Annotated in this window: 17 protein-coding genes, 2 rRNA genes and 1 riboswitch (1 of these 20 running past the window's edge); of the genes, 4 read left to right on the top strand and 15 right to left on the bottom strand. The window is 67.9% G+C overall.

Annotated features, from left to right (window positions below; genetic code table 11):
• Positions 1–82: 82 nt before the first annotated feature.
• Entirely contained in the window at positions 83–883 is an 801-nt protein-coding gene (locus OG574_RS37470; RefSeq protein WP_326776814.1) for a CPBP family intramembrane glutamic endopeptidase, read from the bottom strand.
• A gap of 163 nt (positions 884–1046) precedes the next feature.
• Between OG574_RS37470 and OG574_RS37465 the strand changes: the two genes are divergently transcribed.
• Positions 1047–2819, top strand: coding sequence for a substrate-binding and VWA domain-containing protein (locus OG574_RS37465; RefSeq protein ID WP_326776813.1), 1773 nt, complete (start codon positions 1047–1049; stop codon positions 2817–2819).
• A gap of 22 nt (positions 2820–2841) precedes the next feature.
• Here OG574_RS37465 and OG574_RS37460 read toward each other — a convergent pair whose 3' ends face one another.
• A complete protein-coding gene (locus tag OG574_RS37460) occupies positions 2842–4362 on the bottom strand; it encodes a glutamate-cysteine ligase family protein (protein WP_326776812.1) in 1521 nt (506 codons plus the stop codon).
• Positions 4363–4853: 491 nt separating this feature from the next.
• Here OG574_RS37460 and OG574_RS37455 point away from each other — a divergent pair, with 491 nt between their 5' ends.
• Together OG574_RS37455 and OG574_RS37450 are read left to right on the top strand one after the other, a co-directional pair.
• A complete protein-coding gene (locus OG574_RS37455; protein WP_100597634.1) occupies positions 4854–5441 on the top strand; it encodes a hypothetical protein in 588 nt (195 codons plus the stop codon).
• A gap of 341 nt (positions 5442–5782) precedes the next feature.
• Positions 5783–5980 (top strand): DUF5999 family protein, encoded by a 198-nt coding sequence (locus OG574_RS37450; RefSeq protein ID WP_165914281.1) that lies wholly within the window; start codon positions 5783–5785, stop codon positions 5978–5980.
• Positions 5981–6069: 89 nt separating this feature from the next.
• Here OG574_RS37450 and gcvP read toward each other — a convergent pair whose 3' ends face one another.
• A complete protein-coding gene (gcvP, locus tag OG574_RS37445; RefSeq protein WP_326776811.1) occupies positions 6070–8955 on the bottom strand; it encodes an aminomethyl-transferring glycine dehydrogenase in 2886 nt (961 codons plus the stop codon).
• A 183-nt stretch (positions 8956–9138) separates the two neighbouring features.
• Positions 9139–9234, bottom strand: a riboswitch (glycine riboswitch).
• A 114-nt stretch (positions 9235–9348) separates the two neighbouring features.
• Here gcvP and OG574_RS37440 point away from each other — a divergent pair.
• Positions 9349–9732 carry a PRC-barrel domain-containing protein gene (locus OG574_RS37440; RefSeq protein ID WP_326776810.1) on the top strand — a complete coding sequence of 128 codons (384 nt, stop codon included), beginning with the start codon at positions 9349–9351 and terminating at the stop codon, positions 9730–9732.
• Here OG574_RS37440 and OG574_RS37435 read toward each other — a convergent pair.
• The 12 genes from OG574_RS37435 to OG574_RS37380 all read right to left on the bottom strand — a co-directional run.
• Positions 9718–11145 carry a DNA polymerase IV gene (locus OG574_RS37435; RefSeq protein ID WP_326776809.1) on the bottom strand — a complete coding sequence of 476 codons (1428 nt, stop codon included), beginning with the start codon at positions 11143–11145 and terminating at the stop codon, positions 9718–9720. The genes OG574_RS37440 and OG574_RS37435 overlap by 15 nt on opposite strands.
• Before the next feature lie 56 nt (positions 11146–11201).
• Complete coding sequence (locus OG574_RS37430) at positions 11202–11846, bottom strand: MerR family transcriptional regulator (RefSeq protein WP_326776808.1); 645 nt, start codon at positions 11844–11846, stop codon at positions 11202–11204.
• Positions 11847–12040: 194 nt separating this feature from the next.
• Positions 12041–12514, bottom strand: a complete 474-nt coding sequence (locus OG574_RS37425) for a bifunctional nuclease family protein (RefSeq protein WP_100597640.1) — start codon at positions 12512–12514, stop codon at positions 12041–12043.
• A gap of 86 nt (positions 12515–12600) precedes the next feature.
• Complete coding sequence (gene ftsR / locus OG574_RS37420; RefSeq protein WP_326776807.1) at positions 12601–13344, bottom strand: transcriptional regulator FtsR; 744 nt, start codon at positions 13342–13344, stop codon at positions 12601–12603.
• 16 nt (positions 13345–13360) lie between these two features.
• Positions 13361–14323 (bottom strand): FHA domain-containing protein, encoded by a 963-nt coding sequence (locus OG574_RS37415; protein WP_326778746.1) that lies wholly within the window; start codon positions 14321–14323, stop codon positions 13361–13363.
• An 82-nt stretch (positions 14324–14405) separates the two neighbouring features.
• Positions 14406–15275, bottom strand: coding sequence for a DUF881 domain-containing protein (locus OG574_RS37410; RefSeq protein ID WP_326776806.1), 870 nt, complete (start codon positions 15273–15275; stop codon positions 14406–14408).
• Positions 15276–15280: 5 nt separating this feature from the next.
• Entirely contained in the window at positions 15281–15613 is a 333-nt protein-coding gene (locus tag OG574_RS37405) for a small basic family protein (protein WP_100597644.1), read from the bottom strand.
• On the bottom strand, positions 15610–16518 hold the full coding sequence (locus OG574_RS37400) for a DUF881 domain-containing protein (RefSeq protein WP_326776805.1): 909 nt from the start codon (positions 16516–16518) through the stop codon (positions 15610–15612). The genes OG574_RS37405 and OG574_RS37400 overlap by 4 nt, the downstream gene beginning before the upstream one ends.
• An 89-nt stretch (positions 16519–16607) precedes the next feature.
• Entirely contained in the window at positions 16608–19103 is a 2496-nt protein-coding gene (locus OG574_RS37395; RefSeq protein WP_100597646.1) for a mannose-1-phosphate guanyltransferase, read from the bottom strand.
• A 116-nt stretch (positions 19104–19219) separates the two neighbouring features.
• A complete protein-coding gene (locus tag OG574_RS37390; protein ID WP_100597647.1) occupies positions 19220–19828 on the bottom strand; it encodes a CDP-alcohol phosphatidyltransferase family protein in 609 nt (202 codons plus the stop codon).
• Between the two features lie 172 nt (positions 19829–20000).
• Positions 20001–20117: ribosomal RNA gene (gene rrf / locus OG574_RS37385) — 5S ribosomal RNA — on the bottom strand.
• Positions 20118–20206: 89 nt separating this feature from the next.
• Positions 20207–21912 (bottom strand): 23S ribosomal RNA (locus OG574_RS37380); it runs 1417 nt beyond the window's last position.

The following is a 21912-nucleotide window of genomic DNA, read 5'->3' as shown; positions in this document are numbered from 1 at the left end:
GATCCGAAGGAAAGGCCCTGGCACGCCGCAGGGGGCGTACGAAGATCTCGTACGCCCCCTGCATCCGGCACCCGCCCCGGCCTCACGCCGTGGGCAGCCACCCGACCTTCCCCGCGAGCAGCGCGTATCCGACGAACGCGCCGATGTCGAGCAGCGAGTGCGCCACCACCAGCGGCCCGACCCGCCCCCACCGCCGGTACAGATACGCGAAGACCAGGCCCATCGCGAGGTTCCCGAAGAAGCCGCCGATGCCCTGGTAGAGGTGGTACGAGCCGCGCAGCACCGAGCTGGCCACGATCGCCGTGCCGGGCGTCCAGCCCAACTGCCCCAGCCTGCGCAGCAGATAGCCGACGACGATCACCTCCTCCAGGACGGAGTTCTGGATCGCCGAGAGGACCAGGACCGGATACTTCCACCACACGTCGGGCAGCGCCTCCGGCACCACCGTGAGGTTGAAGCCGAGGCCACGGGCCGCCAGGTAGAAGGCGATACCCGTGCTGCCGATGACCGCCGCGATCACCGCGCCACGGGTCGCGTCGAAGAACGGTCTCGTACGGTCGAAGCCGATCGTCCGCATCCCGGCGCCCTCGCGCAGCAGCAGATGCGCGACGAGCGCGACCGGCACGAGCGCGCTCGCGATCCCGAACAACTGCCACGCCAGATCAAGCCACGGCCGCCCGGGAGCCGCCGAGGCGTTCAGGGTCGCCGCCTGGTCCTTCAGGCCCCCCGGTTTGGTGACCGATCCGACAAAGCTGATCAGCGCGGACACTCCGCTCGCACCGAGCGAGAGCGCCAGGACGAGCAGTGTCTCGTTCCGAAGAATCCGTCGCGAAAGCCGCTCGTTCGGAAAAGAATCGGCCACCGCACCCGCCTCCGCCTGCACACCTGCCTCCAGTTGAGTAATCCCGCCTCATCCCCCACCTAGCCCCGCTAGGGTCTCGAATACAGGTACGAAGATCGCGCGCGACAGGCCGGGGGGACGAAGGCCGTTCTTTGGTGTACCTCTCCCCTTCCGTCGGGCCAGACCGAAGGAAGGGCACCACCGCATGGGACGTCACAGCTTGCCCGACGAGTATGGGACGGACGCGGTCGGCCCCCGCCCTCGCACGCGCGGCCGGACCGTGGCCATCGCGACGGCGCTGGTCCTGGTGGTCGCCGGGGGCACGGCTCTCGCGGCCAGGAGCGGCCTGCTCTCCTTCGGCGGGGCCTGCGACGGCAAGACGGTCCACCTCGACATCGCTGCCTCGCCCGATGTCGCCCCCGCGCTGCGCGACGCCGCGGACCTCGCCCGCAAGAAGCATCTGACCTCCGACGGGCAGTGCCTCGACACCCGCGTGCAGGCGGGCGACTCGTACAAGATCGCCGATTCCCTGCGGAAGGGCGGGAAGGGCGCAGGAGACTACGAGGCGTGGGTGCCGGATTCGAGTCTGTGGATCCAGCGCGCCGGCCTCGGCGGGAACGCCACCCCGGTCACGGCGATGGGCAACATAGCCTCCTCCCCCATCGGCATCAGCATGGTGCCGTCGGCCGCGAAGAGCATGGGCTGGCCCGCGAAGCATTACACCTGGGCGCAGTTGACCGGCGCGGCCATGGAGGGCGACAAGCTGCGGCTCGGGACCGCCGACCCCGCGCGCAGCGCGACCGGTCTCCTCGCCCTGACCCAGCTGGGCGCCTCCACCAAGAAGTCCGGGTCGGAGGGCGACACCCAGGCCGCCGCCATGGCCAAGGCGCTCTCGCAGCGCACCACCGACAGCGACGGCCGGCTGACCGACACCCTGGCGCGCGACTCCTCCGGCACCGAGCAGGGCAATCCGCGCCGCAACCAGGCGCTGTTCCTCTCCGAGCAGTCCTCCTTCCGGTACAACGCGACCGCCGGCGACAAGGACGGGCTCGACCTCTTCTACCCGAAGGACGGCTCGCCGCAGCTCGACTTCCCGTTCGCCCTGGTCGATGAAGGCGACAAGTCGACGGACGAGCGGCGGGCCGCCATCCGCTTCATGACCCTGCTCGGCGAGGACGCCGGCATCCGGATCCTGGACAGGCACGGCTTCCGGACGGACGACGAGGAGCCCTCGGACGCCGTGGTCGCCGGGGCGGGCGGCCGCAGCCCGCAGCCGTACGCGACGTCGGACTCCGAGCCGCCGACGGACAAGGAGCTCCAGGAAACCCTCGGCGTGTGGACGATCACGGTGCAGAGTGCCCGGATCACCGTGGTCGTGGACGCCTCCGCCTCCATGGCGAACTACGTGCCGGGCCGCAACCAGTCCCGTATGGAGGTCACGAAGGCGTCGATGCTCCAGGCGCTCGCCACGTTCACGCCCGAGGACGAGATCGGCCTGTGGGAGTTCGCCACGCTCCTCGACGGGAACCGCGACTACCGCAAGCTCGTCCCCACCGAGCGCCTCGGCGACCGCAAGGGCGGCGGCACCCAGCGCGACAGGCTGTCCGAGGCGTTCAGCGGTCTCCAGCCTGTTCCGGGCGGCGCCACGGGTCTTTACGACACGACGCTCGCGGCCTACGAGGAGGCGACGTCGTCCTACCGGAGCGGCAAGTTCAACGCCCTCGTGGTCGTGACCGACGGCGCGAACCAGGACCTCGGCTCCATCTCGCGCAGCCATCTCGTCTCGCGGCTCCAGAGTCTCGCCGACCCTCAGCACCCGGTGCCGCTCATCGCCATCGCGGTCGGCCCGGACGCCGACAAGGACGAGGTCGAGCAGATCGCCGGGGCCACCGGCGGCTCCGGTCACCAGGTCAGCGACCCGGCCCAGATCCACGCGGTGATCCTCAAGGCGATCGTGGAGGCGGGCGCCAAGGGCTGACCGGGCTCAACCGACATGCCCATCAGCCCAGTTGCACCGCCGGTGCCGGGAGCCCCACCAGCCACGTGTGCACCGGGTCCCCGGCGTGCATCAGCTCGCAGTAGCGCCGGGTGGTCGCCGCGAGCGCCGCGTCGCGCTCCAGGCCGCTCTCCAGCGCGCGGTGGAACGTGGCCGCCTGCCACGACGCCCCGTTGACCCGCCGCCGGCAGCGCTCCTCGATCACCCCGAGGTAGAAGTCACGGTCGGCCGCCTCGACCCCCCAGGCGTCGAGCCCGGCGGCGGCCAGCGGCAGCAGCTCGTCCCGTACGAGCGTCACGACGGGCACCTTCTCGACCCCGCCGAAACGGCCCCGGCGCGGCCAGTCCAGGCTCGCCTCGATCCCGTACCGGCACGCCTCGTCGAAGTTGCGGGCCGCCGCGTCGAAGGGCAGACGGGTCCAGACGGGGCGGGCGTCCTCGGCGAGGGCGCGTACGACGCCGTAGTAGAACGCGACGTTCGCGATGACGTCGGTGACGGTGGGGCCCGCGGGCAGGACGCGGTTCTCCACGCGCAGGTGCGGCTTGCCGTCGGCTATCCCGTACACGGGCCGGTTCCAGCGGTAGACGGTGCCGTTGTGCAGGACGAGTTCGCCGAGTGCCGGGACTCCGCCGTCGTCGATGACGCGCAGCGGCTCCTCGTCGTCGCACAGGGGCAGCAGAGGCGGGAAGTAGCGCAGGTTCTCCTCGAAGAGGTCGTACGCGCTGCTGATCCAGCGCTCGCCGAACCAGGTGCGCGGTCGCACCCCTTGGGCCTGGAGCTCGGGCGGACGGGTGTCGGTCGACTGCTGGAACAGGGGCGGCCGCGATTCGCGCCACAGCTCATGTCCGAACAGGAACGGCGAGTTGGCGCCGACCGCGACCTGTACGGCAGCGACCGCCTGCGCGGCGTTCCACACGTCGGCGAAGCGGGCGGGCGTGACCTGGAGGTGCAACTGCACGGAGGTGCACGCCGCTTCGGTCACTATGGACCCCGAGCTGCAGCGCAGGTGCTCCACCCCGTCGATGTCGACCACGAAGTCCTCGCCGCGCGCGGCCACCATCTGGTCGTTGAGAAGGCTGTAACGGTCCACGTCGGACAGGTTCGCGGAGACGAGATCATCGGGCGCGAGCGTCGGGAGAATGCCGATCATCACGATCCCGGCGTCCACCTCGTTCGCTTTCCGGTGGGCATAGGCGAGGCCGGTTCTGAGCTCCTCGGCGAGCCGGTCGAGAACCCGGCCTTCCAATCGATGGGGGGCAATGTTCACTTCCAGATTGAACATTCCGAGTTCGGTCTGGAAATCACGGCTCGCGATGCGCTCGAGAACTTGCGCATTCATCATTTTCGGCATGCCGTCGGCCCCTGCGAGATTCAACTCGATCTCCAGGCCCATCAGATTCTTCGGGCGATCGAACCGCTGCTCCTCCAGGAGCCTCTCGAGCCCCACCAGACACTGCTGCAGCTTCCTGCGGTAGTGCCGTCGATCGGACAGGTCGAACGCGCCCGCCACGACCTTCTCCCCCATGGAAGCGTCCCTCCTCGCATGGTCGACCCGGCCACCCGGCCGCTGTGTCACGGTGGATGATGCCCAGGCAATGTGATCGATAACGCCCCGCTCTCCGTCGCGGGCGAGTAGGCTCGCAGCAGTTGTCACGGGGCACATTCACGAGGCATGCAGCATGTCGAAGCGCTGGTTCCATCTAGCCTGGTGATAAACACCGACGAGAATCGGCCGTCCGCTCGCCGTGAAGATTACGAGGTCACGGACCCGGCTCCGCTGGAAATCGGGAGATTCCCCTCATCTCGCCGACCGAATAACGCCTTGCCGAGCATTTTCGAGACGGCTAGCCGAAACACCGCGTGAACACGCGTCGTATAAACTCCGCGAACGAGGCAGAGAGTTGGCGCTCGCGGTACCTGCCCCCGCCCCCTCTGGCCCGGTCAGCAGACAGCGCCGTCCGCTCGTCCCGCCACGCCCTCGATCCACCGTGCCTGTCGAATGAGAGGCGACCCACCATGCCGCTGCATGTCCCTCCGGCTCCCGCGCCCGCCCTGCGCACCGTCCTCACGGCCCTCGGTTCCCCCACCGCAGTCCGCGAGGCCCGCACCCCCTCCCTGCGCTCCGCCCAAGGGCCGGCGAGCCCCGAACTACCGTTGCCCGTCCACGTACTGGACCGGGTCACGGGCAGCGCGGGCCCCTCGCCGACCCGACTCGCCGGCTGGCGGTTTCTGATCCGCTGCGGGGAGCGCGCGGTGGCCGCCGCCGACACGATGCTGACCGCAGACGGCTGGGCGTTCTCGCACTTCTTCGAGGGCCCGTACGTCGCGGCCACCGAACGCGCGCTACGCCAGGCCGAGTCCCTGCCCGCGGCCTACCAGCCGCGTCTGCTCTCGGTCCCGGAGCTGTACATGCTCACCCTGTGGCTGCACGGGGACTGCAACGCCGACGCCTCCACGGGGCATCCCGCGGCCAGTGACCTCCTGGTCCCGCTCGCGCCCGCGCCGCCCGGCATCGCCGCCCACCGCCCACACCGGGTCGCCGAACTGCTGCCCGTCCTCACCCATCGACTGACCCCCGCGCCACTTCTGGGCTCACCCGCCTGACGCGACCGGGCCGCCTCACGCGCCCGCGCCCCGCTACCGATGCCGACCGGTCGCGGGGCGCAGCCGTGCCCTGGCCCGCCCTTCCGGACTAGCCCGGTCAGGCCACCCCGAACCACCCGAAGGGACAGTGCAGTTGGGGTGAACCGTCCGCACGGGTGACGCGTCCTCATCCAGTGAGGACCGCTGCGACGAAATACCTGCGGATTGACGCCCGTGGGGCAACACTGGGTTCCGGACCGACCGACAAACGGGGGGCGGCCATGAACAACGATTCGAGCCGCAGGACAGACAGCGACATCACACCCATCACCGACATCACTTCACAGGGAAAGATCCCATCCATGTGCCAGCACCAGCCACCGTGCCCGTCCGCAGACTCCGCCGACCGGGAGGCCGCGCTCCCTGTGGCCCACCACCCCGAACAGGGCTGGAGTCTGCTCTGCAACGGCGTCCTGCTCTTCGAGGACACCGGTGAGTTGCTGCCCAACGGCCAGATCATCGCTCCGCACCGCCCCGTGCACGTCGTGACCGCGGCCTGAGCGGATCCGGACGCCCACGGCGTCCCCCGTACGAAAGGGCCGGCCCCGGGAAACCCCGGAACCGGCCCTGACGCATGTCAGCGCGAGTATCAGTCCTCGTACGCGTCCATGGGCGGGCACGAGCAGACGAGATTCCGGTCGCCGTACGCCTGGTCGATGCGGCGGACCGGCGGCCAGTACTTGTCGGCGGCCACGACACCGGCGGGGAAGACCGCCACCTCGCGGCTGTACGCGTGCTCCCACTCGCCGCCGAGCGCGGCCGCGGTGTGCGGCGCGTTGCGCAGCGGGTTGTCCTCGGCGGGCCACCGGCCCGAACCGACCTTCTCGATCTCTCCGCGAATGGCGATCATCGCCTCGCAGAACCGGTCGAGCTCGGCCAGGTCCTCGCTCTCGGTCGGCTCGATCATCAGCGTCCCGGCAACCGGGAACGACATGGTCGGCGCGTGGAACCCGTAGTCGATGAGCCGCTTGGCGATGTCGTCGACGCTGACGCCGGTCGCCTTCGAGATCGGGCGCAGATCGATGATGCACTCGTGCGCGACGAGGCCGCCGGGGCCCGTGTACAGCACCGGGAAGTGCGGCTCGAGACGCTTGGCGATGTAGTTGGCGCTCAGCACCGCGACCTGCGTGGCCCGCTTGAGGCCCTCGCCGCCCATGAGACGCACATACGCCCACGAGATCGGCAGGATGCCCGCGGAGCCCCACGGCGCCGCGGAGATCGGGCCGACGCCGGTCGCGGGTCCGGCGGCGGGCTGCATCGGGTGGTTGGGCAGGTACGGCGCGAGGTGCGCGCGGACGCCGACCGGGCCGACGCCCGGACCGCCGCCGCCGTGCGGGATGCAGAACGTCTTGTGCAGGTTGAGATGCGAGACGTCGCCCCCGAAGTGGCCCGGCTTGGCGAGGCCCACCAGGGCGTTCAGGTTGGCGCCGTCGACGTAGACCTGGCCGCCGGCGTCGTGCACCTGCGCGCAGATGTCGGCAACGTGCTCCTCGAACACACCGTGCGTCGACGGGTAGGTGATCATCAGGACGGCGAGCTCGTCGGCGTACTGCTCGATCTTGGCGCGCAGGTCGGCGATGTCGATCTCGCCGTCGTCGGCCGTCTTCACGACGACGACCTTCATGCCGGCCATCACGGCGCTCGCGGCGTTGGTGCCGTGCGCGGACGACGGGATGAGGCAGATGGTGCGCTGGTCGTCGCCGTTGGCGCGGTGGTAGCCGCGGACGGCGAGGAGACCGGCCAGCTCGCCCTGCGAACCGGCGTTCGGCTGGAGCGACACCTTGTCGTAGCCGGTGACCTCCGCGAGGCGCTCCTCCAGCTCACGGATGAGCGTGAGGTAGCCCTGCGCCTGCTCGGCAGGCGCGAAGGGGTGCAGCTGGCCGAACTCGGGCCAGGTGACCGGCTCCATCTCCGTCGTCGCGTTGAGCTTCATCGTGCAGGAGCCCAGCGGGATCATGCCGCGGTCGAGCGCGTAGTCCCGGTCGGCCAGCTTGCGCAGGTAGCGCAGCATCGAGGTCTCGGAGCGGTGCGCGTGGAACACGGGGTGCGTCAGGTAGCTGTCCCCGCGCAGGAGGCCCGCGGGCAGCGTGTCCTCGGCGGCCGCGTCGAGCGCGTCGACATCGGCCTCGACACCGAACGCGGTCCAGACGGCGCCCAGTTGGGTACGCGTCGTGGTCTCGTCACACGAGATCGACACGTGGTCGGCGTCCACCAGGTGGAGGTTGACGCCACCCTCGCGCGCGGCGCTGACGATGTCGGCGGCACGCCCGGCGGCCTTCACGGTCAGGGTGTCGAAGTACGCGCCGTGCACGACCTCGACACCGCCGGCCTTGAGGCCCTCGGCGAGCAGCGTCGCGTACCGGTGGGTGCGCCGCGCGATGCCCTTGAGTCCGTCGGGTCCGTGGTACACGGCGTACATGCCGGCCATGACGGCGAGCAGCACCTGAGCGGTACAGATGTTGCTGGTGGCCTTCTCGCGCCGGATGTGCTGCTCACGGGTCTGCAGCGCGAGGCGGTACGCCTTGTTGCCGTCGGCGTCGACGGAGACGCCCACGAGGCGGCCGGGCAGGCTGCGCGCGAACTTCTCGCGGACCGCCATGTAGCCGGCGTGCGGCCCGCCGAAGCCCATCGGGACGCCGAAGCGCTGCGTGGTACCGACGGCGATGTCGGCGCCGAGCTCGCCGGGCGAGGTCAGCAGCGTGAGGGCGAGCAGATCGGCAGCGACCGTGACGACGGCACCCAGCTCGTGAGCCTGCTCTATGACCGGCTTGATGTCGCGGACAGCTCCGGAGGCGCCGGGGTACTGGATCAGGACGCCGACGACGCCGCGCTCGGCGACCTCGGCCGGGATGCCCTCGGAGAGGTCGGCGACGACGACCTCGACACCGGTCGGCTCCGCGCGCGTCTGGATCACGGCGATGGTCTGCGGCAGCGCGTCCGCGTCGACCACGAAGGCGCCGTTCTTGACCTTGCCGATGCGCCGCGACAGCGCCATGGCCTCGGCCGCGGCCGTGCCCTCGTCGAGCAGCGAGGCGCCCGAGGTCGGCAGGCCGGTCAGCTCGGCGACCATCGTCTGGAAGTTGAGCAGTGCCTCGAGCCGGCCCTGCGAGATCTCCGGCTGGTAGGGCGTGTACGCCGTGTACCAGGCCGGGTTCTCCATGACGTTGCGCAGGATGACGGGCGGCGTGAACGTGCCGTAGTAGCCGAGTCCGACCATCGAGTCGAGGACCTGGTTGCGGTCCGCGAGGGAGCGGAGTTCGGCAAGCACCTCGGCCTCGGTGCGGGCCCCGGGAAGATCGAGCGCCTCAGCGCTCTTGATCACGTCCGGGACCGCGGCCGCCGTCAGCTCGTCGAGCGAGCCGTACCCGACCTGCGCGAGCATCTTGGCCTGCGCGGCTTCATCCGGACCGATATGGCGCTGCTCGAAGGGGATTCCCTGCTCCAGCTGGGAAAGCGGAATACGGTTGGCGGTCATTGCGGAGGCCTCCTGGTCACTACGACCTGCGAGGGGCACCACGGCGCGGGTGCCCGGACGGCCTCCCCCTCTGTCATCTCAACCTGAGAGCTTCACCGGCGTGCCCACATCACGAAGGGCATGCCGACTTTCACCGTCGGTGAGAGCGGAGGCCTGAACGCCCGCCCTGCTTTCCAGAGTGACCTCGTCCGTGCGGTACAGGGGCCTGAGAGATTCCGGGGAGGAGTTGCTCCTTCGGCGCCTCCGGTGTCATCCGGAGGACTCTCCCGCACGGGGTCAGCAGCCATGGCCAGCCTACCAGCGGCAACAATGCCCCCGGCTTCGAGTGGCCGCCGTCACCAATGTGCACTTTGGTAGTGCTTACGGATGAGTTGCGATCAGCTGGAGGGCCCCGTGCAGACCGATGTCGATCCGCGAAACCTGATCGGCCGCAAGGCGTTCGACCGCAACGGAGCCAAAATCGGGACTGTCGACGAGGTCTACCTCGACGACGCGACCGGGGTCCCGGAGTGGGCGGCCATACGCACAGGCCTGTTCAGCCGGGACGCCTTCGTCCCCCTGGAGCCGAGCGAGCTGGTGGAGGGCACCCTGCGCATCCCCTTCGAACGCTCCTTGATCAAGGACGCCCCCGACTTCGGGGTCGGCCGTCACCTCTCCCCCGAACAGGAGCTCCAGCTCTACCACCACTACGGGCTCGACATCACGGGCCCGGACGACCCCGAGCCCCCTCAGGACCGCAACTTCGGCAAGATCGCCGGCACCTCAGACGACACCTGACCCGGCACCCTGCTCCCTTGCCTCAACCCGCCTCACGTCGCCCTCCGCCACCAGCGGCAGCGGCTCCGCGGGGACGAGCGCGGGGTCGTCGGTCCGGAACGTACGCACCCGCCCAGGCTCCGAGTACGGCGTCTCGAAGCGCACCGTCACCCGCCCGAGCCCGCTCCCCTGCACCCACCCGTGCCCGAACTCCTCGTGTCGCACGTCGTGCCCGGCCACCCAGCGCCGGTCCGCGGCCTCGACGACCTCTTCGGCAGCCACCCGGCCCTCATCCCCCGCACCATCCACCCCTTCCGTCTCCCCCTCACCCCCGGCCGCGTGCGCCTCGGCCTCGGCCTGCGCCCGCGCCTGCGCGAACAGATCCTCCTGCGTGTAGTCGGCCAGACCCGTCACTCCCACGCCCAGCAGCCGCACCCCGCCCGTCGTGTCCACGGACTCCAGGAGCCGCGCCGCCGCCTCCCGCACCACCGCGGGGTCGTCGGTGGGCCCGCGCAGGGTCTCGGATCTCGTCAGCGTGGAGAAGTCGTAGCGCCGCACCTTGAGGACCACGGTCCGTCCCGACCGCTCCGCCCCCCGCAACCGCTGCACGCACCGCTCCGCAAGCCGCTGTACCTCGGTCCGCACCCGCACCCGGTCGTGGATGTCCACGTCGTACGTGTCCTCGACCGACACCGACTTGGCGTCCCGCTCGGCCACCACGGGCCGGTCGTCGTGCGCGAGAGCCATGGCGTACAGCGACGCCCCGTGCGACTTCCCCAGCAGCCGTACGAGCTCGTCCTCGCCCGCCTCCGCGATCTCCTCGACCGTGGTGATCCCGGCGCGTCTCAGATGGTCCCCGGTCGCCGGCCCCACGCCGGGCAGCGTGCGCACGGACATGGGCCCGAGCATGGCGCGCTCGGTGCCGGGCACGATCAGGAACAGACCGTCCGGCTTGGCCTCCTCGGAGGCGATCTTCGCCAGCATCTTCGACGCCGCGATCCCGACAGAGCCGGTCAGGCCGGTCACGGCCCTGATGTCCTCCCGCAGCCGCTCACCGACCAGCCGCGCCGACGCGGCGTCCCAGGCCGCCTCACCGGCCTCCAGATCGACGAACGCCTCGTCGAGGCTCAGCGGCTCCACCAACGGCGACAGCTCCCGGAGCAGCCCCATCACCTGCTCGCTGACCTCGCGGTACAGCTGGAAGCGCGGTACGAGATACGCGGCATTGGGAGCGAGCCTGCGCGCCTGGCCGATCGGCATCGCCGAGTGCACCCCGAACACCCGGGCCTCGTACGAGGCGGTGGCCACCACCCCACGAGGCCCGATCCCTCCCACGACCACGGCTTTCCCGCGCAGGCTCGGCTTCGATGCCTGCTCCGCCGAGGCGTAGAAGGCATCCATGTCGAGATGCAGGATCGTGGGCGCGGTTCTCACATGTCCGATGCTGCCCTACGGCACTGACAATGCCCCGCCGGACGCATCGACCCAGCTCACACCGCGCGGTTGCGCCGTCTCGCGAGCTCGTCAGCGGGGTTGTTCCCGTGGAGCGTCTCACCGGTGTCGATGCGCTCCCCGTGCAGCTGCGACAGGGCGCTCTCGACGTCCCGCCACACCACGCCGACCGCGATACCGAAGATGCCCTGACCGCCCTGGAGCAGATCGTGGACCTCCGTCGGCGAGCTGCACTCGTAGACGGTGGCGCCGTCGCTCATGAGGGTCAGCCGCTCCAGATCGCCGAAGCCGCGCTCCCGCAGGTGCTGCACCGCGGTGCGGATGTTCTGCAGTGAGACACCGGTGTCCAGGAATCTCTTCACGATCTTCAGGACGACGACGTCCCTGAAGCTGTAGAGCCGCTGGGTCCCCGACCCGTGGGCGGGGCGCACACTCGGCTCGACCAGACCGGTCCTCGCCCAGTAGTCCAGCTGTCGATAGGTGATACCGGCCGCCGCACACGCGGTGGGTCCCCGGTATCCGACCTGCTCGGGCGTCGCGTCGTCATCCCCCTGAGCGACCACCGGCAACACCGTCGGCCGACGCGGAATATGACCGGCCGCGTGGCCGTGAAGCGAGTACGGGCCGCTCTCCGCCGGACTGTGTCCGACGCCCCCAGCCGTACCGTCGCCGCTGCTTCTCACGCCGACCTCCTCTTTGACCTGCCTTCTCGACGGTAGGCAGTCACCAGGGGTGCGTCAACGATCGCCACACTCGGCACGCCGAGTGATAATCACCCTACGAGTGGTTTCCCGTACCTCACCGCGGGGAAAGGCTAGCCGAATGGTCCGGCCGGGCCCCCGGCGCGGCAGCGGCCGCCTTCCGGCGGCCGCTCGCGTCACTGACTGTTGGTCCCGAAATCCTCGGGCGAGATCTGGTCGAGGAATTCGCGGAACTTCTCCACCTCGTCCTCCTGCTCGTCCGGGATCGCGATCCCGGCGTCATCGAGCACACCGTCACTGCCGTAGATCGGCGTACCGGTGCGCAGCGCGAGCGCTATGGCGTCCGACGGGCGGGCACTGACCTCGACACCGCTCGAGAACACCAGTTCCGCGTAGAAGACGCCTTCGCGCAGGTCCGTGATGCGTACTTCCGTGAGCTCCTGCCCGACCGCCTCCAGCACGTCCTTGAAAAGGTCGTGCGTCAGCGGGCGTGCGGGGGCCATGCCCTGCTGTGCGAAGGCGATGGCCGTCGCCTCCCCCGGTCCGATCCAGATGGGGAGGTAGCGGTCGCCTCCCACTTCACGCAGGAGCACGATCGGTTGGTTGGAGGGCATTTCGACCCGGACACCTACGACGTCGAGCTCGTTCACACAGCAACCCTAGGACGTGCCCGGCAGGTTTGGGTAGTCGGGCACTCTTCGATCGCCGGACGCACACCGCGCGAGCACCCCTCGGATCAGGGCAGACGCACGCCGAGCGCGGTCTGCACGAGCGCCCCGTGAAGCTTCACGGTCAGCCCCGCCAGCTCCTTCGCGCGGGCCTGGGCGTGAGCCCTGGTCTGGGGATTGCGATGCCGTCGCAGTGGCGCGACGACCTGTTCGACCAGACCGGCCTCCCGGTCGGCAGCGGCCTTCATCGCCCGCAGATGCCGCGGCTCGATCCCGAAACGGCCCAGTTCCATGACCAGCTCGGCGACCGTGACCGCTTCCGCGTCGTATCCGCCCTCGGGCAGCGGCGCGATGAGGCCGTACGACTCCCACTCGTCGAGCTCGGGGGACTCGATGCCGGCGGCGGCAAGGAGCTCGTCACGGCCCACACGGGCCGCTGTCGGCCCTTCGCCGCCCTCTGGGGCCCGGCCGTCCTCGCTGTCGCCCGGCCGCCCCGTAGAGGGCAGCGTGATCGCTTCTCCCCGCTCCAGGGCGTCGAGCTGTTCCTTGATGACCTTCAGAGGCAGGTAGTGGTCCCGCTGCATGCGCAGTACATGGGCAAGTCGCTCGACGTCGTCCGGGCTGAACTTGCGATACCCCGAGGGGGTTCGCTGCGGCTCGATCAGCCCCTCCGACTCCAGGAACCTGATCTTGGAGATGGTGACTTCGGGGAACTCGTCGCGTAGCACGTTCAGCACGGTGCCGATGCTCATCAGCCGACTGTCCGTGAGGGCGATGCCGTGACCGGCACCGCCCTTCGGTGTTTGAAGCATGGACCTTCCTGACAGGTCAGATGCCCCGCTGGCTCGCGTAGAAGACCAGCCGGTACTTGCCGATCTGCACCTCGTCGCCGTTCGACAGCGTGACCGCGTCGATCCGCTCCCGATTGACGTACGTGCCGTTGAGGCTGCCCACGTCACTGACGGTGAAGGCGCCGTCGGCCCCGCGACGGAACTCCACGTGACGGCGCGAAACAGTCACGTCGTCAAGGAAGATGTCGCTCTGCGGGTGCCGCCCCGCCGTGGTCAGTTCGCCGTCGAGGAGGAAGCGGCTGCCCGAGTTCGGACCGCGTCGCACCACCAGGAGCGCCGAGCCGAGCGGCAGGGCGTCGACGGCGGCCTGCGCCTCCGGGGAGAGCGCCGGCGACAGCGTCTGACCGGTGACTTCGGCGTCGTAGGCCTCAAGGCCCGAAATGGAAATCGTCGAGGTCGTCTCGGACGGACGCTCGGCTCCGGCGCGCAGGGGCGCACCGCAGTTGGAGCAGAACCGGCTCGCCTCGGCGTTACGGTTCCCGCACCTCGTACACACCAGTGCCGACATGGACGGATCCTCCTGCCGCGGCTGCCCCGCGGGGGCATGGGACGCATACGGATCGGGGGTAAACCCTCCACCCGCACTTGAGGTTGACGGTTCTCCGAAACCTATGCGGCCGGACGCGGCAGGGTCAACAGACGACGCGCCCTGTCCGCCCGAAATGTCACCGCCCTGAGGACCGACCTGATCACGGAACAGCGGGCGCTCCGCCCCCTGCACCTCCGCGTCCTGGGTGCGCGGTGCACGATGGCGGGCAGTGGCATTGGCATTGCCGCTGTCCTCACGTGCGCTCTTGCCGAACAACTTCGCAAACAACTTCACGGGCGATTCCCCTTGACCGAAACAGACCCGCCCGTGGGGCAGGACGAACCCTGATTGCACACACCGCCATACATCGGCGACACAGACATCCTCACAACGTCCGTATCCGCCAAACAGTTTCCACCACGCACCCCGCTTACGGTGCGCCGACCCCCCGCAACCTCATGCCCTGGCCGGACCGCCCCCATTCGCCCCCACCTCACTGGGACGACGACTGAGCGTAGTCAGGCCGCTTCGCCGGTCGCAAGGCGTCCACGACGATCTTCTGCGCCTGTGTCACGGTAACGGTGGCCTGCTCCTTCTCCAGAGTCTGAACCACCCCACCAGGGATATTGAGCGCCGGCTCCAGGTCCTGCGGCTTGCCGATGACCTTGAAGACGAAAGGCTCGCCGATCTTGTGACCGTCCACACTCACCTTCCCGCCGCTCGCATCCGTCAAATACGTGTCGGCCACGACCCGGACGTCGTTCACCTGGATCGCCTCGGCGCCCGCCGCGCGTAGCTCCTGGATCGCATCGAGCAGCATGTCCGCCTGCACCGCGCCCTTCTTGTCGGTGATCGTCAGCGTGATCCCGGGGCCCTGCGCCGCCACGGTGCCCGCCAGAATGCCGAGTTGCCGTTCCCTCTCGACCGTCTGCTTGCGGGCCTCCTCGGCCTGGTCCGAGCTGTTCTCCAGCTCGGTGCGCTGCCCCTCGAGACGCTGCTTCTCATCTCCCAGACGCTGAGTACGGTCATCCAGTTCATCGAGGATGCGTACGAGATCTTCCTGACGTGCGCCGCGCAGCGCGCTGCTGTCGCTGTTGGACCGCACCTGGATGGCCAGCCCCAGGCCGAGCACGAACAGCAGGACGGCGACGATGAGTTGCGCACGGGAGACCCGCGGCGGCCACAGCCCCTTGGCCAGCCGCTGACGTCCGGTCAGCGACGGGTTCTTCGTCTCCGCGGCCGACACTTCCGCGTCGTCCCTGCCGTCCCCGCCGTCCGCCGCTTCGGGAGCGACCTCGTCCGGCAGTTCCTTGCGCAGGCGGTGCTGCTCGTTGTCCTTGTTCTTGTTCTCGTCCTCGGACATCGGCCTCACGCCCGGAAGATGTGCCGCCGGATGGCGGCCGCGTTGGAGAAGATGCGGATACCGAGCACCACGACGACGCCGGTGGACAGCTGCGCGCCCACCCCCAGCTTGTCGCCCAGGAACACGATCAGGGCCGCCACGACGACGTTCGACAGGAACGACACGACGAAGACCTTGTCGTCGAAGATCCCGTCGAGCATCGCCCGCAGGCCGCCGAACACCGCGTCGAGGGCCGCCACCACGGCGATCGGAAGGTAGGGCTCGACCACCGCCGGAACCTCGGGACGGACGAACAGTCCGACCACGACTCCCACGACGAGGCCCAGTACGGCGATCACGATGTGCCCTTCTCTGTTCTCGGCTGTGCTGTACGTACGGTCACGCTCGGCGCTGCGGGCAGGCGGACGTCGTCCTGAGCGGAAATGCTGGTCCGGATCCCGAAGTTCTCCTGCAGCGCGTGCAGGTACAGGCCGTCAGGGCTGTTCTGGAACCGGGTACTCAGCCGCTGGCCGTCCCCCACCGCGAGCACCGTGTACGGCGGCACGAGCGGTCTGTTGTCGACCAGTATCGCGTCACCCGCCGCGCGGATCGCGGACAGGGCCGTCAGCCGCTGTCCGTTGATGGCTACGGCCTCGGCACCGGACTGCCAGAGCCCGTTGACCACCCGCTGCATGTCCCGGTCGCGCACCCGCCCCGTGTCCGAGAACCCGGTGCTCTCGCGCGGCCCTCCGCCGCCCTGGTCGGCTTCCTTGGCGTCGTCGACGACCAGCTTCACTCCCGGCCCGTGCACCGCCGTGGCGCCGGAGAGCAGACCGACCAACTCGCCTTTGTCGCCGCCGTGTTTCTTCAGCGCCTCACGCTGGCGGTCGCTCACGTCGTTGCGGAGCGTGTCCACCTTGCGCTCGAGCTTGTCCGCGGCGTCCGTCTCCCGGTCGATACGGGCGATCAGCTCCTCGCGCTCCTTTGCCACGACCGGTGCCGCGACCCGCGCCTGCGCCGCCCCCACCGTCACCACGAGCGCCGCGAGGACGAGCCCCGCCGCGAGCCCGAGCTTGGCCCGCAGGGTACGCGGCATGCCACCGCTGCCCTCGGCCTTCCTACGGGCCGCCGCCTCCGCGTATCCGTCGTCGAGGCTGTGGTCCATCACGTTCGTCAGCAGCGACATGGAGGCGTCGGGACGTCTGGGGCTCACGGGGCGTGAGGGACTGCTCCGATCGGGGGGCTGCTGCGGCATGCCGCACATCGTCGCACGTGGTGGCCTCTACCTCCGAATGGCCCCACCGGCGGGCCGGTCGACGCCTGTGACAGGGGACGACCGGCCCGCTCGGCGGCTCAGCGACCGGCGCTGTCCACGACTGCCGCCCACTCGTCGAGCAGCTGCTGTGCCGACGCGTCGTCGGGCCCCTCGGCCCACAGATGGGTGACGGCCTCGGCCGGGTCGGGCAGCACCATCACCCAGCGCCCGTCCGCCTCGACGACCCGCACGCCGTCGGTCGTGTCGACGGACCGGTCGCCGGCCTCCTCGACGACCCGCCGCATCACGAGCCCCTTCACCGCCCACGGAGTCGCGAGGTCCCGCTTGAGTACATGCGCCCGCGGGATCCGCGCGTCGATCTGGCTCAAGGTCAGCTGCGTCCGCGCCACGAGCCCGATCAGCCGGACAAACGCGGCCGCGCCGTCGAAGACGGAGCTGAACTCCGGAATGATGAACCCGCCGCGACCGTCACCACCGAAGATGGTCCCCTCGTCCCGCCCGACCCGAGTGAGGTCGTCCGGCGACGTGGTCGTCCACTCCACCTGCGTCCCGTGGTACGCGGCCACTTGCTCGGCGATACGCGTCGTGGTCACCGGCAGCGCGACCCGGCCGCTGCGCCGCTCGGCGGCCACCAGGTCCAGCATGACCAGAAGCGCACGGTCGTCCTCGACGATGCGGCCCTTCTCGTCCACCAGCGACAGCCGCTCGCCGACCGGGTCGAACCGGACGCCGAACGCGGCCCGCGCGGACGCCACGATCTCCCCGAGGCGCACCAGCCCGGAGCGGCGCGCGTCCCGCGTCTCGGTCGGCCGGGACTCATCGAGCCCCGGGTTGATGGTCAGCGAGTCGACACCGAGCCGCCCGAGCAGGCTGGGCAGCACCAAACCGGCACTGCCGTTCGAAGCGTCGACGACGACCTTGAGCCCCGCCTCCGCGATCCCCGTCGTGTCGACATTCCGCAACAGGGAACCTGTGTACGAGTCGAAGACGCTCGACGGGAAGTGCAGATCGCCGATCTCGCCGGGGAACGCCCGCCGGTACTCCTGCCGCGCGTACACCCGGTCCAGCTTCCGCTGGCTGGCCTGCGAGAGGTCCGCTCCCCGCTCGTCGAAGAACATGATGTCGACGGAGTCAGGCACTCCGGGCGTCGTACGGATCATGATCCCGCCGGCGCTGCCCCGCGCGGTCTGCTGCCGGGCGACTGGCAGCGGCACGTTCTCCAGGTCGCGTACGTCGATGGCGCTGGCCTGCAACGCGGAGATGACCGCGCGCTTCAGGGCTCGGGCACCTCGCGAGTGGTCACGGGCCGTGGTGACGGTCGAGCCCTTCTTGAGCGTCGTGGCGTACGCTCCCGCGAGCCTTACGGCGAGTTCCGGGGTGATCTCCACGTTGATGATGCCGGAGACGCCACGGGCGCCGAAGAGATGCGCCTGGCCCCTGGACTCCCAGATCACCGAGGTGTTGACGAAGGCGCCGGCCTCGATGGTCTTGAACGGATAGACCCGGACGTTGCCCTGGATAATCGATTCCTCACCGACCAGGCACTCGTCGCCGATGACGGCGCCGTCCTCGACGCGGGCGGCCCGCATGATGTCGGTGTTCTTGCCGATGACGCAGCCGCGCAGATTGCTGTGCTGTCCGATGTACACGTTGTCGTGGACAACGGCCTTGTGCAGAAAGGCCCCGCTCTTCACGACGACGTTCGAGCCGATCACGGTGTGCTCGCGCAGCTCGACGTCGGCTTCGACCTTGGCGTAGTCGCCGATGTACAGCGGACCGCGAAGCACGGCATCCGGATGAACCTCGGCACCCTCTGCGACCCATACGCCGGGCGAGATCTCGAATCCGTCGATCTCTACGTCGACCTTGCCCTCGAGCACGTCGGCCTGCGCCTTGACGTAGCTCTCGTGCGTGCCGACGTCCTCCCAGTAGCCCTCGGCGATATAGCCGTAGACCGGCTTGCCTTCCTTCATGAGCTGCGGGAAGACGTCACCGGACCAGTCGACCGACACATCGGCCTCGACGTAGTCGAATACCTCGGGCTCCATGACATAGATGCCCGTGTTCACGGTGTCGGAGAAAACCTGGCCCCAGGTGGGCTTCTCGAGGAAACGCTCGACCTTTCCCTGTTCATCGACGATGGTGATGCCGAATTCAAGGGGGTTGGGAACACGGGTCAGGCAGACCGTGACCAGCGCACCCTTTTCCTTGTGGAAATTGATGAGGTCAGTGAGGTCGAAATCGGTCAGAGCGTCACCGGAGATCACAACGAAAGCGTCGTCCTTGAGTGCTTCCTCTGCGTTCTTCACACTGCCGGCTGTGCCGAGTGGCTTCTCCTCATTGGCATAGGTGAGCTCCATTCCGAGCTCTTCGCCGTCCCCGAAGTAGTTCCTGACGAGTGATGCCAGGAACTGCACGGTGACGACGGTCTCGGTGAGCCCATGCCGCTTGAGCAACCGCAGCACATGCTCCATGATCGGCCGGTTCACTACCGGCAGGAGCGGCTTGGGCATACTCGAGGTCATGGGGCGAAGGCGCGTGCCTTCGCCTCCAGCCATTACGACGGCCTTCATGTCGGAAGCGTCCTCCTTGAAGAGACGACTGTCTAGCCGACTTCGCCCGTCCGGATGGACCCGCAGATCTCAGAGTGCGGGCCGACCTGGCCTCGAATACCGCCACATGGGCGAGCTCAATCGGCCTTGGAGTCCGCCCTGACCAGTCGGCGGACCTGTACTACGTAGAGGATTCCTGCCCACCAGTAGAGCGTTGTACCCCATCCTGCGAACGCCCATCCGAAAATAGCAGCGAGCGTGTTGATCCAGCCACTTCCGTCACTGAGGAGCAACAGGGGGAACGCATACATGAGGTTGAACGTGGCGGCCTTGCCGAGGAAGTTCACCTGCGGCGGAGGATAGCCGTGCCGGCGGAGGATACCCACCATCACCAGGAGAACCAGCTCTCGGGCAAGCAGTACGGCCGTCAACCAGATCGGCAGAATCTCGCGCCAGGTGAGTCCGACGAGCGTGGACAGAATGTAGAGCCGGTCGGCCGCCGGGTCGAGGAGCCGGCCGAGGTTGCTGATCTGATTCCAGCGCCGGGCGAGCTTCCCGTCTAGATAGTCACTGACACCGCTGAGCATCAGGACCAGAAGGGCCCAGCCGTCGCTTTTGGGCCCGCCGAACTCGGGCCTGAGGATGAGCCACAGGAACAGGGGTACGCCAAGGAGACGCGCCATGCTGAGGATGTTCGGGATGGTGAGCACCCGGTCCGTCTGGACACGGGTCTCCTGGACCTCCACCCGGGGGCCTCCTGTGGGGAAATGAGCCGACGATGCCCCCTGACCTTACCCTCAGCACTCTTGGGGCCGTGCAGAGGGGTGCAACAAGAATTGCCGCACAACGCTTGGAACACAACGCAGAAAACCCCCGTAACAGGATTCTCATCCGTTACGGGGGTTTTCTTCAAAAATAGTTCGGCGGCGTCCTACTCTCCCACAGGGTCCCCCCTGCAGTACCATCGGCGCTGTGAGGCTTAGCTTCCGGGTTCGGAATGTAACCGGGCGTTTCCCTCACGCTATGACCACCGAAACACTATGAAACTGTCAACCGCACCACGCTCTGTGACAAACGTGGGGTTGTTCGTGGTTTCAGAACCAACACAGTGGACGCGAGCAACTGAGGACAAGCCCTCGGCCTATTAGTACCAGTCACCTCCACCCGTTACCGGGCTTCCAGATCTGGCCTATCAACCCAGTCGTCTACTGGGAGCCTTAACCCCTCAAGGGGGTGGGAATACTCATCTCGAAGCAGGCTTCCCGCTTAGATGCTTTCAGCGGTTATCCTTTCCGAACGTAGCCAACCAGCCATGCCCTTGGCAGGACAACTGGCACACCAGAGGTTCGTCCGTCCCGGTCCTCTCGTACTAGGGACAGCCCTTCTCAATATTCCTACGCGCACAGCGGATAGGGACCGAACTGTCTCACGACGTTCTAAACCCAGCTCGCGTACCGCTTTAATGGGCGAACAGCCCAACCCTTGGGACCGACTCCAGCCCCAGGATGCGACGAGCCGACATCGAGGTGCCAAACCATCCCGTCGATATGGACTCTTGGGGAAGATCAGCCTGTTATCCCCGGGGTACCTTTTATCCGTTGAGCGACGGCGCTTCCACAAGCCACCGCCGGATCACTAGTCCCGACTTTCGTCCCTGCTCGACCCGTCGGTCTCACAGTCAAGCTCCCTTGTGCACTTACACTCAACACCTGATTACCAACCAGGCTGAGGGAACCTTTGGGCGCCTCCGTTACTCTTTAGGAGGCAACCGCCCCAGTTAAACTACCCATCAGACACTGTCCCTGATCCGGATCACGGACCCAGGTTAGACATCCAGCACGACCAGAGTGGTATTTCAACGACGACTCCACAACCACTGGCGTGGCCGCTTCAAAGTCTCCCACCTATCCTACACAAGCCGAACCGAACACCAATATCAAACTGTAGTAAAGGTCCCGGGGTCTTTCCGTCCTGCTGCGCGAAACGAGCATCTTTACTCGTAGTGCAATTTCACCGGGCCTATGGTTGAGACAGTCGAGAAGTCGTTACGCCATTCGTGCAGGTCGGAACTTACCCGACAAGGAATTTCGCTACCTTAGGATGGTTATAGTTACCACCGCCGTTTACTGGCGCTTAAGTTCTCAGCTTCGCACACCCGAAAGTGCACTAACCGGTCCCCTTAACGTTCCAGCACCGGGCAGGCGTCAGTCCGTATACATCGCCTTACGGCTTCGCACGGACCTGTGTTTTTAGTAAACAGTCGCTTCTCGCTGGTCTCTGCGGCCACCCCCAGCTCGGAGAGCAAGTCTCCTCACCAGTGATGGCCCCCTTCTCCCGAAGTTACGGGGGCATTTTGCCGAGTTCCTTAACCATAGTTCACCCGAACGCCTCGGTATTCTCTACCTGACCACCTGAGTCGGTTTAGGGTACGGGCCGCCATGAAACTCGCTAGAGGCTTTTCTCGACAGCATAGGATCATCCACTTCACCACAATCGGCTCGGCATCAGGTCTCAGCCTTAATGTGTGACGGATTTACCTATCACACGGCCTACACCCTTACCCCGGGACAACCACCGCCCGGGCTGGACTACCTTCCTGCGTCACCCCATCACTCACCTACTACAAGTCTGGTCCGTCGGCTCCACCACTTTCCTTTCCCCGAAGGGTCCGGAACGGCTTCACGGACTTAGCATCGCCTGATTCAATGTTTGACGCTTCACAGCGGGTACCGGAATATCAACCGGTTATCCATCGACTACGCCTGTCGGCCTCGCCTTAGGTCCCGACTTACCCTGGGCAGATCAGCTTGACCCAGGAACCCTTAGTCAA

This window comes from Streptomyces sp. NBC_01445, assembly GCF_035918235.1.
Classification (GTDB): domain Bacteria; phylum Actinomycetota; class Actinomycetes; order Streptomycetales; family Streptomycetaceae; genus Streptomyces.
The sequence above is the reverse complement of the archived record's forward strand: the minus strand, read 5'-3'. Positions and strand labels throughout refer to the sequence as shown.

Excerpts from the sequence above, each read along its gene's own strand:
- OG574_RS37465 (WP_326776813.1), top strand. The coding sequence starts at position 1,047 with ATGGGACGTCACAGCTTGCCCGACGAGTATGGGACGGACGCGGTCGGC.
- OG574_RS37460 (WP_326776812.1), bottom strand. The coding sequence starts at position 4,362 with ATGGGGGAGAAGGTCGTGGCGGGCGCGTTCGACCTGTCCGATCGACGG.
- OG574_RS37455 (WP_100597634.1), top strand. The coding sequence starts at position 4,854 with ATGCCGCTGCATGTCCCTCCGGCTCCCGCGCCCGCCCTGCGCACCGTC.
- OG574_RS37450 (WP_165914281.1), top strand. The coding sequence starts at position 5,783 with ATGTGCCAGCACCAGCCACCGTGCCCGTCCGCAGACTCCGCCGACCGG.
- gcvP (WP_326776811.1), bottom strand. The coding sequence starts at position 8,955 with ATGACCGCCAACCGTATTCCGCTTTCCCAGCTGGAGCAGGGAATCCCC.
- ftsR (WP_326776807.1), bottom strand. The coding sequence starts at position 13,344 with ATGCTTCAAACACCGAAGGGCGGTGCCGGTCACGGCATCGCCCTCACG.
- OG574_RS37410 (WP_326776806.1), bottom strand. The coding sequence starts at position 15,275 with ATGTCCGAGGACGAGAACAAGAACAAGGACAACGAGCAGCACCGCCTG.
- OG574_RS37400 (WP_326776805.1), bottom strand. The coding sequence starts at position 16,518 with ATGTGCGGCATGCCGCAGCAGCCCCCCGATCGGAGCAGTCCCTCACGC.
- OG574_RS37395 (WP_100597646.1), bottom strand. The coding sequence starts at position 19,103 with ATGAAGGCCGTCGTAATGGCTGGAGGCGAAGGCACGCGCCTTCGCCCC.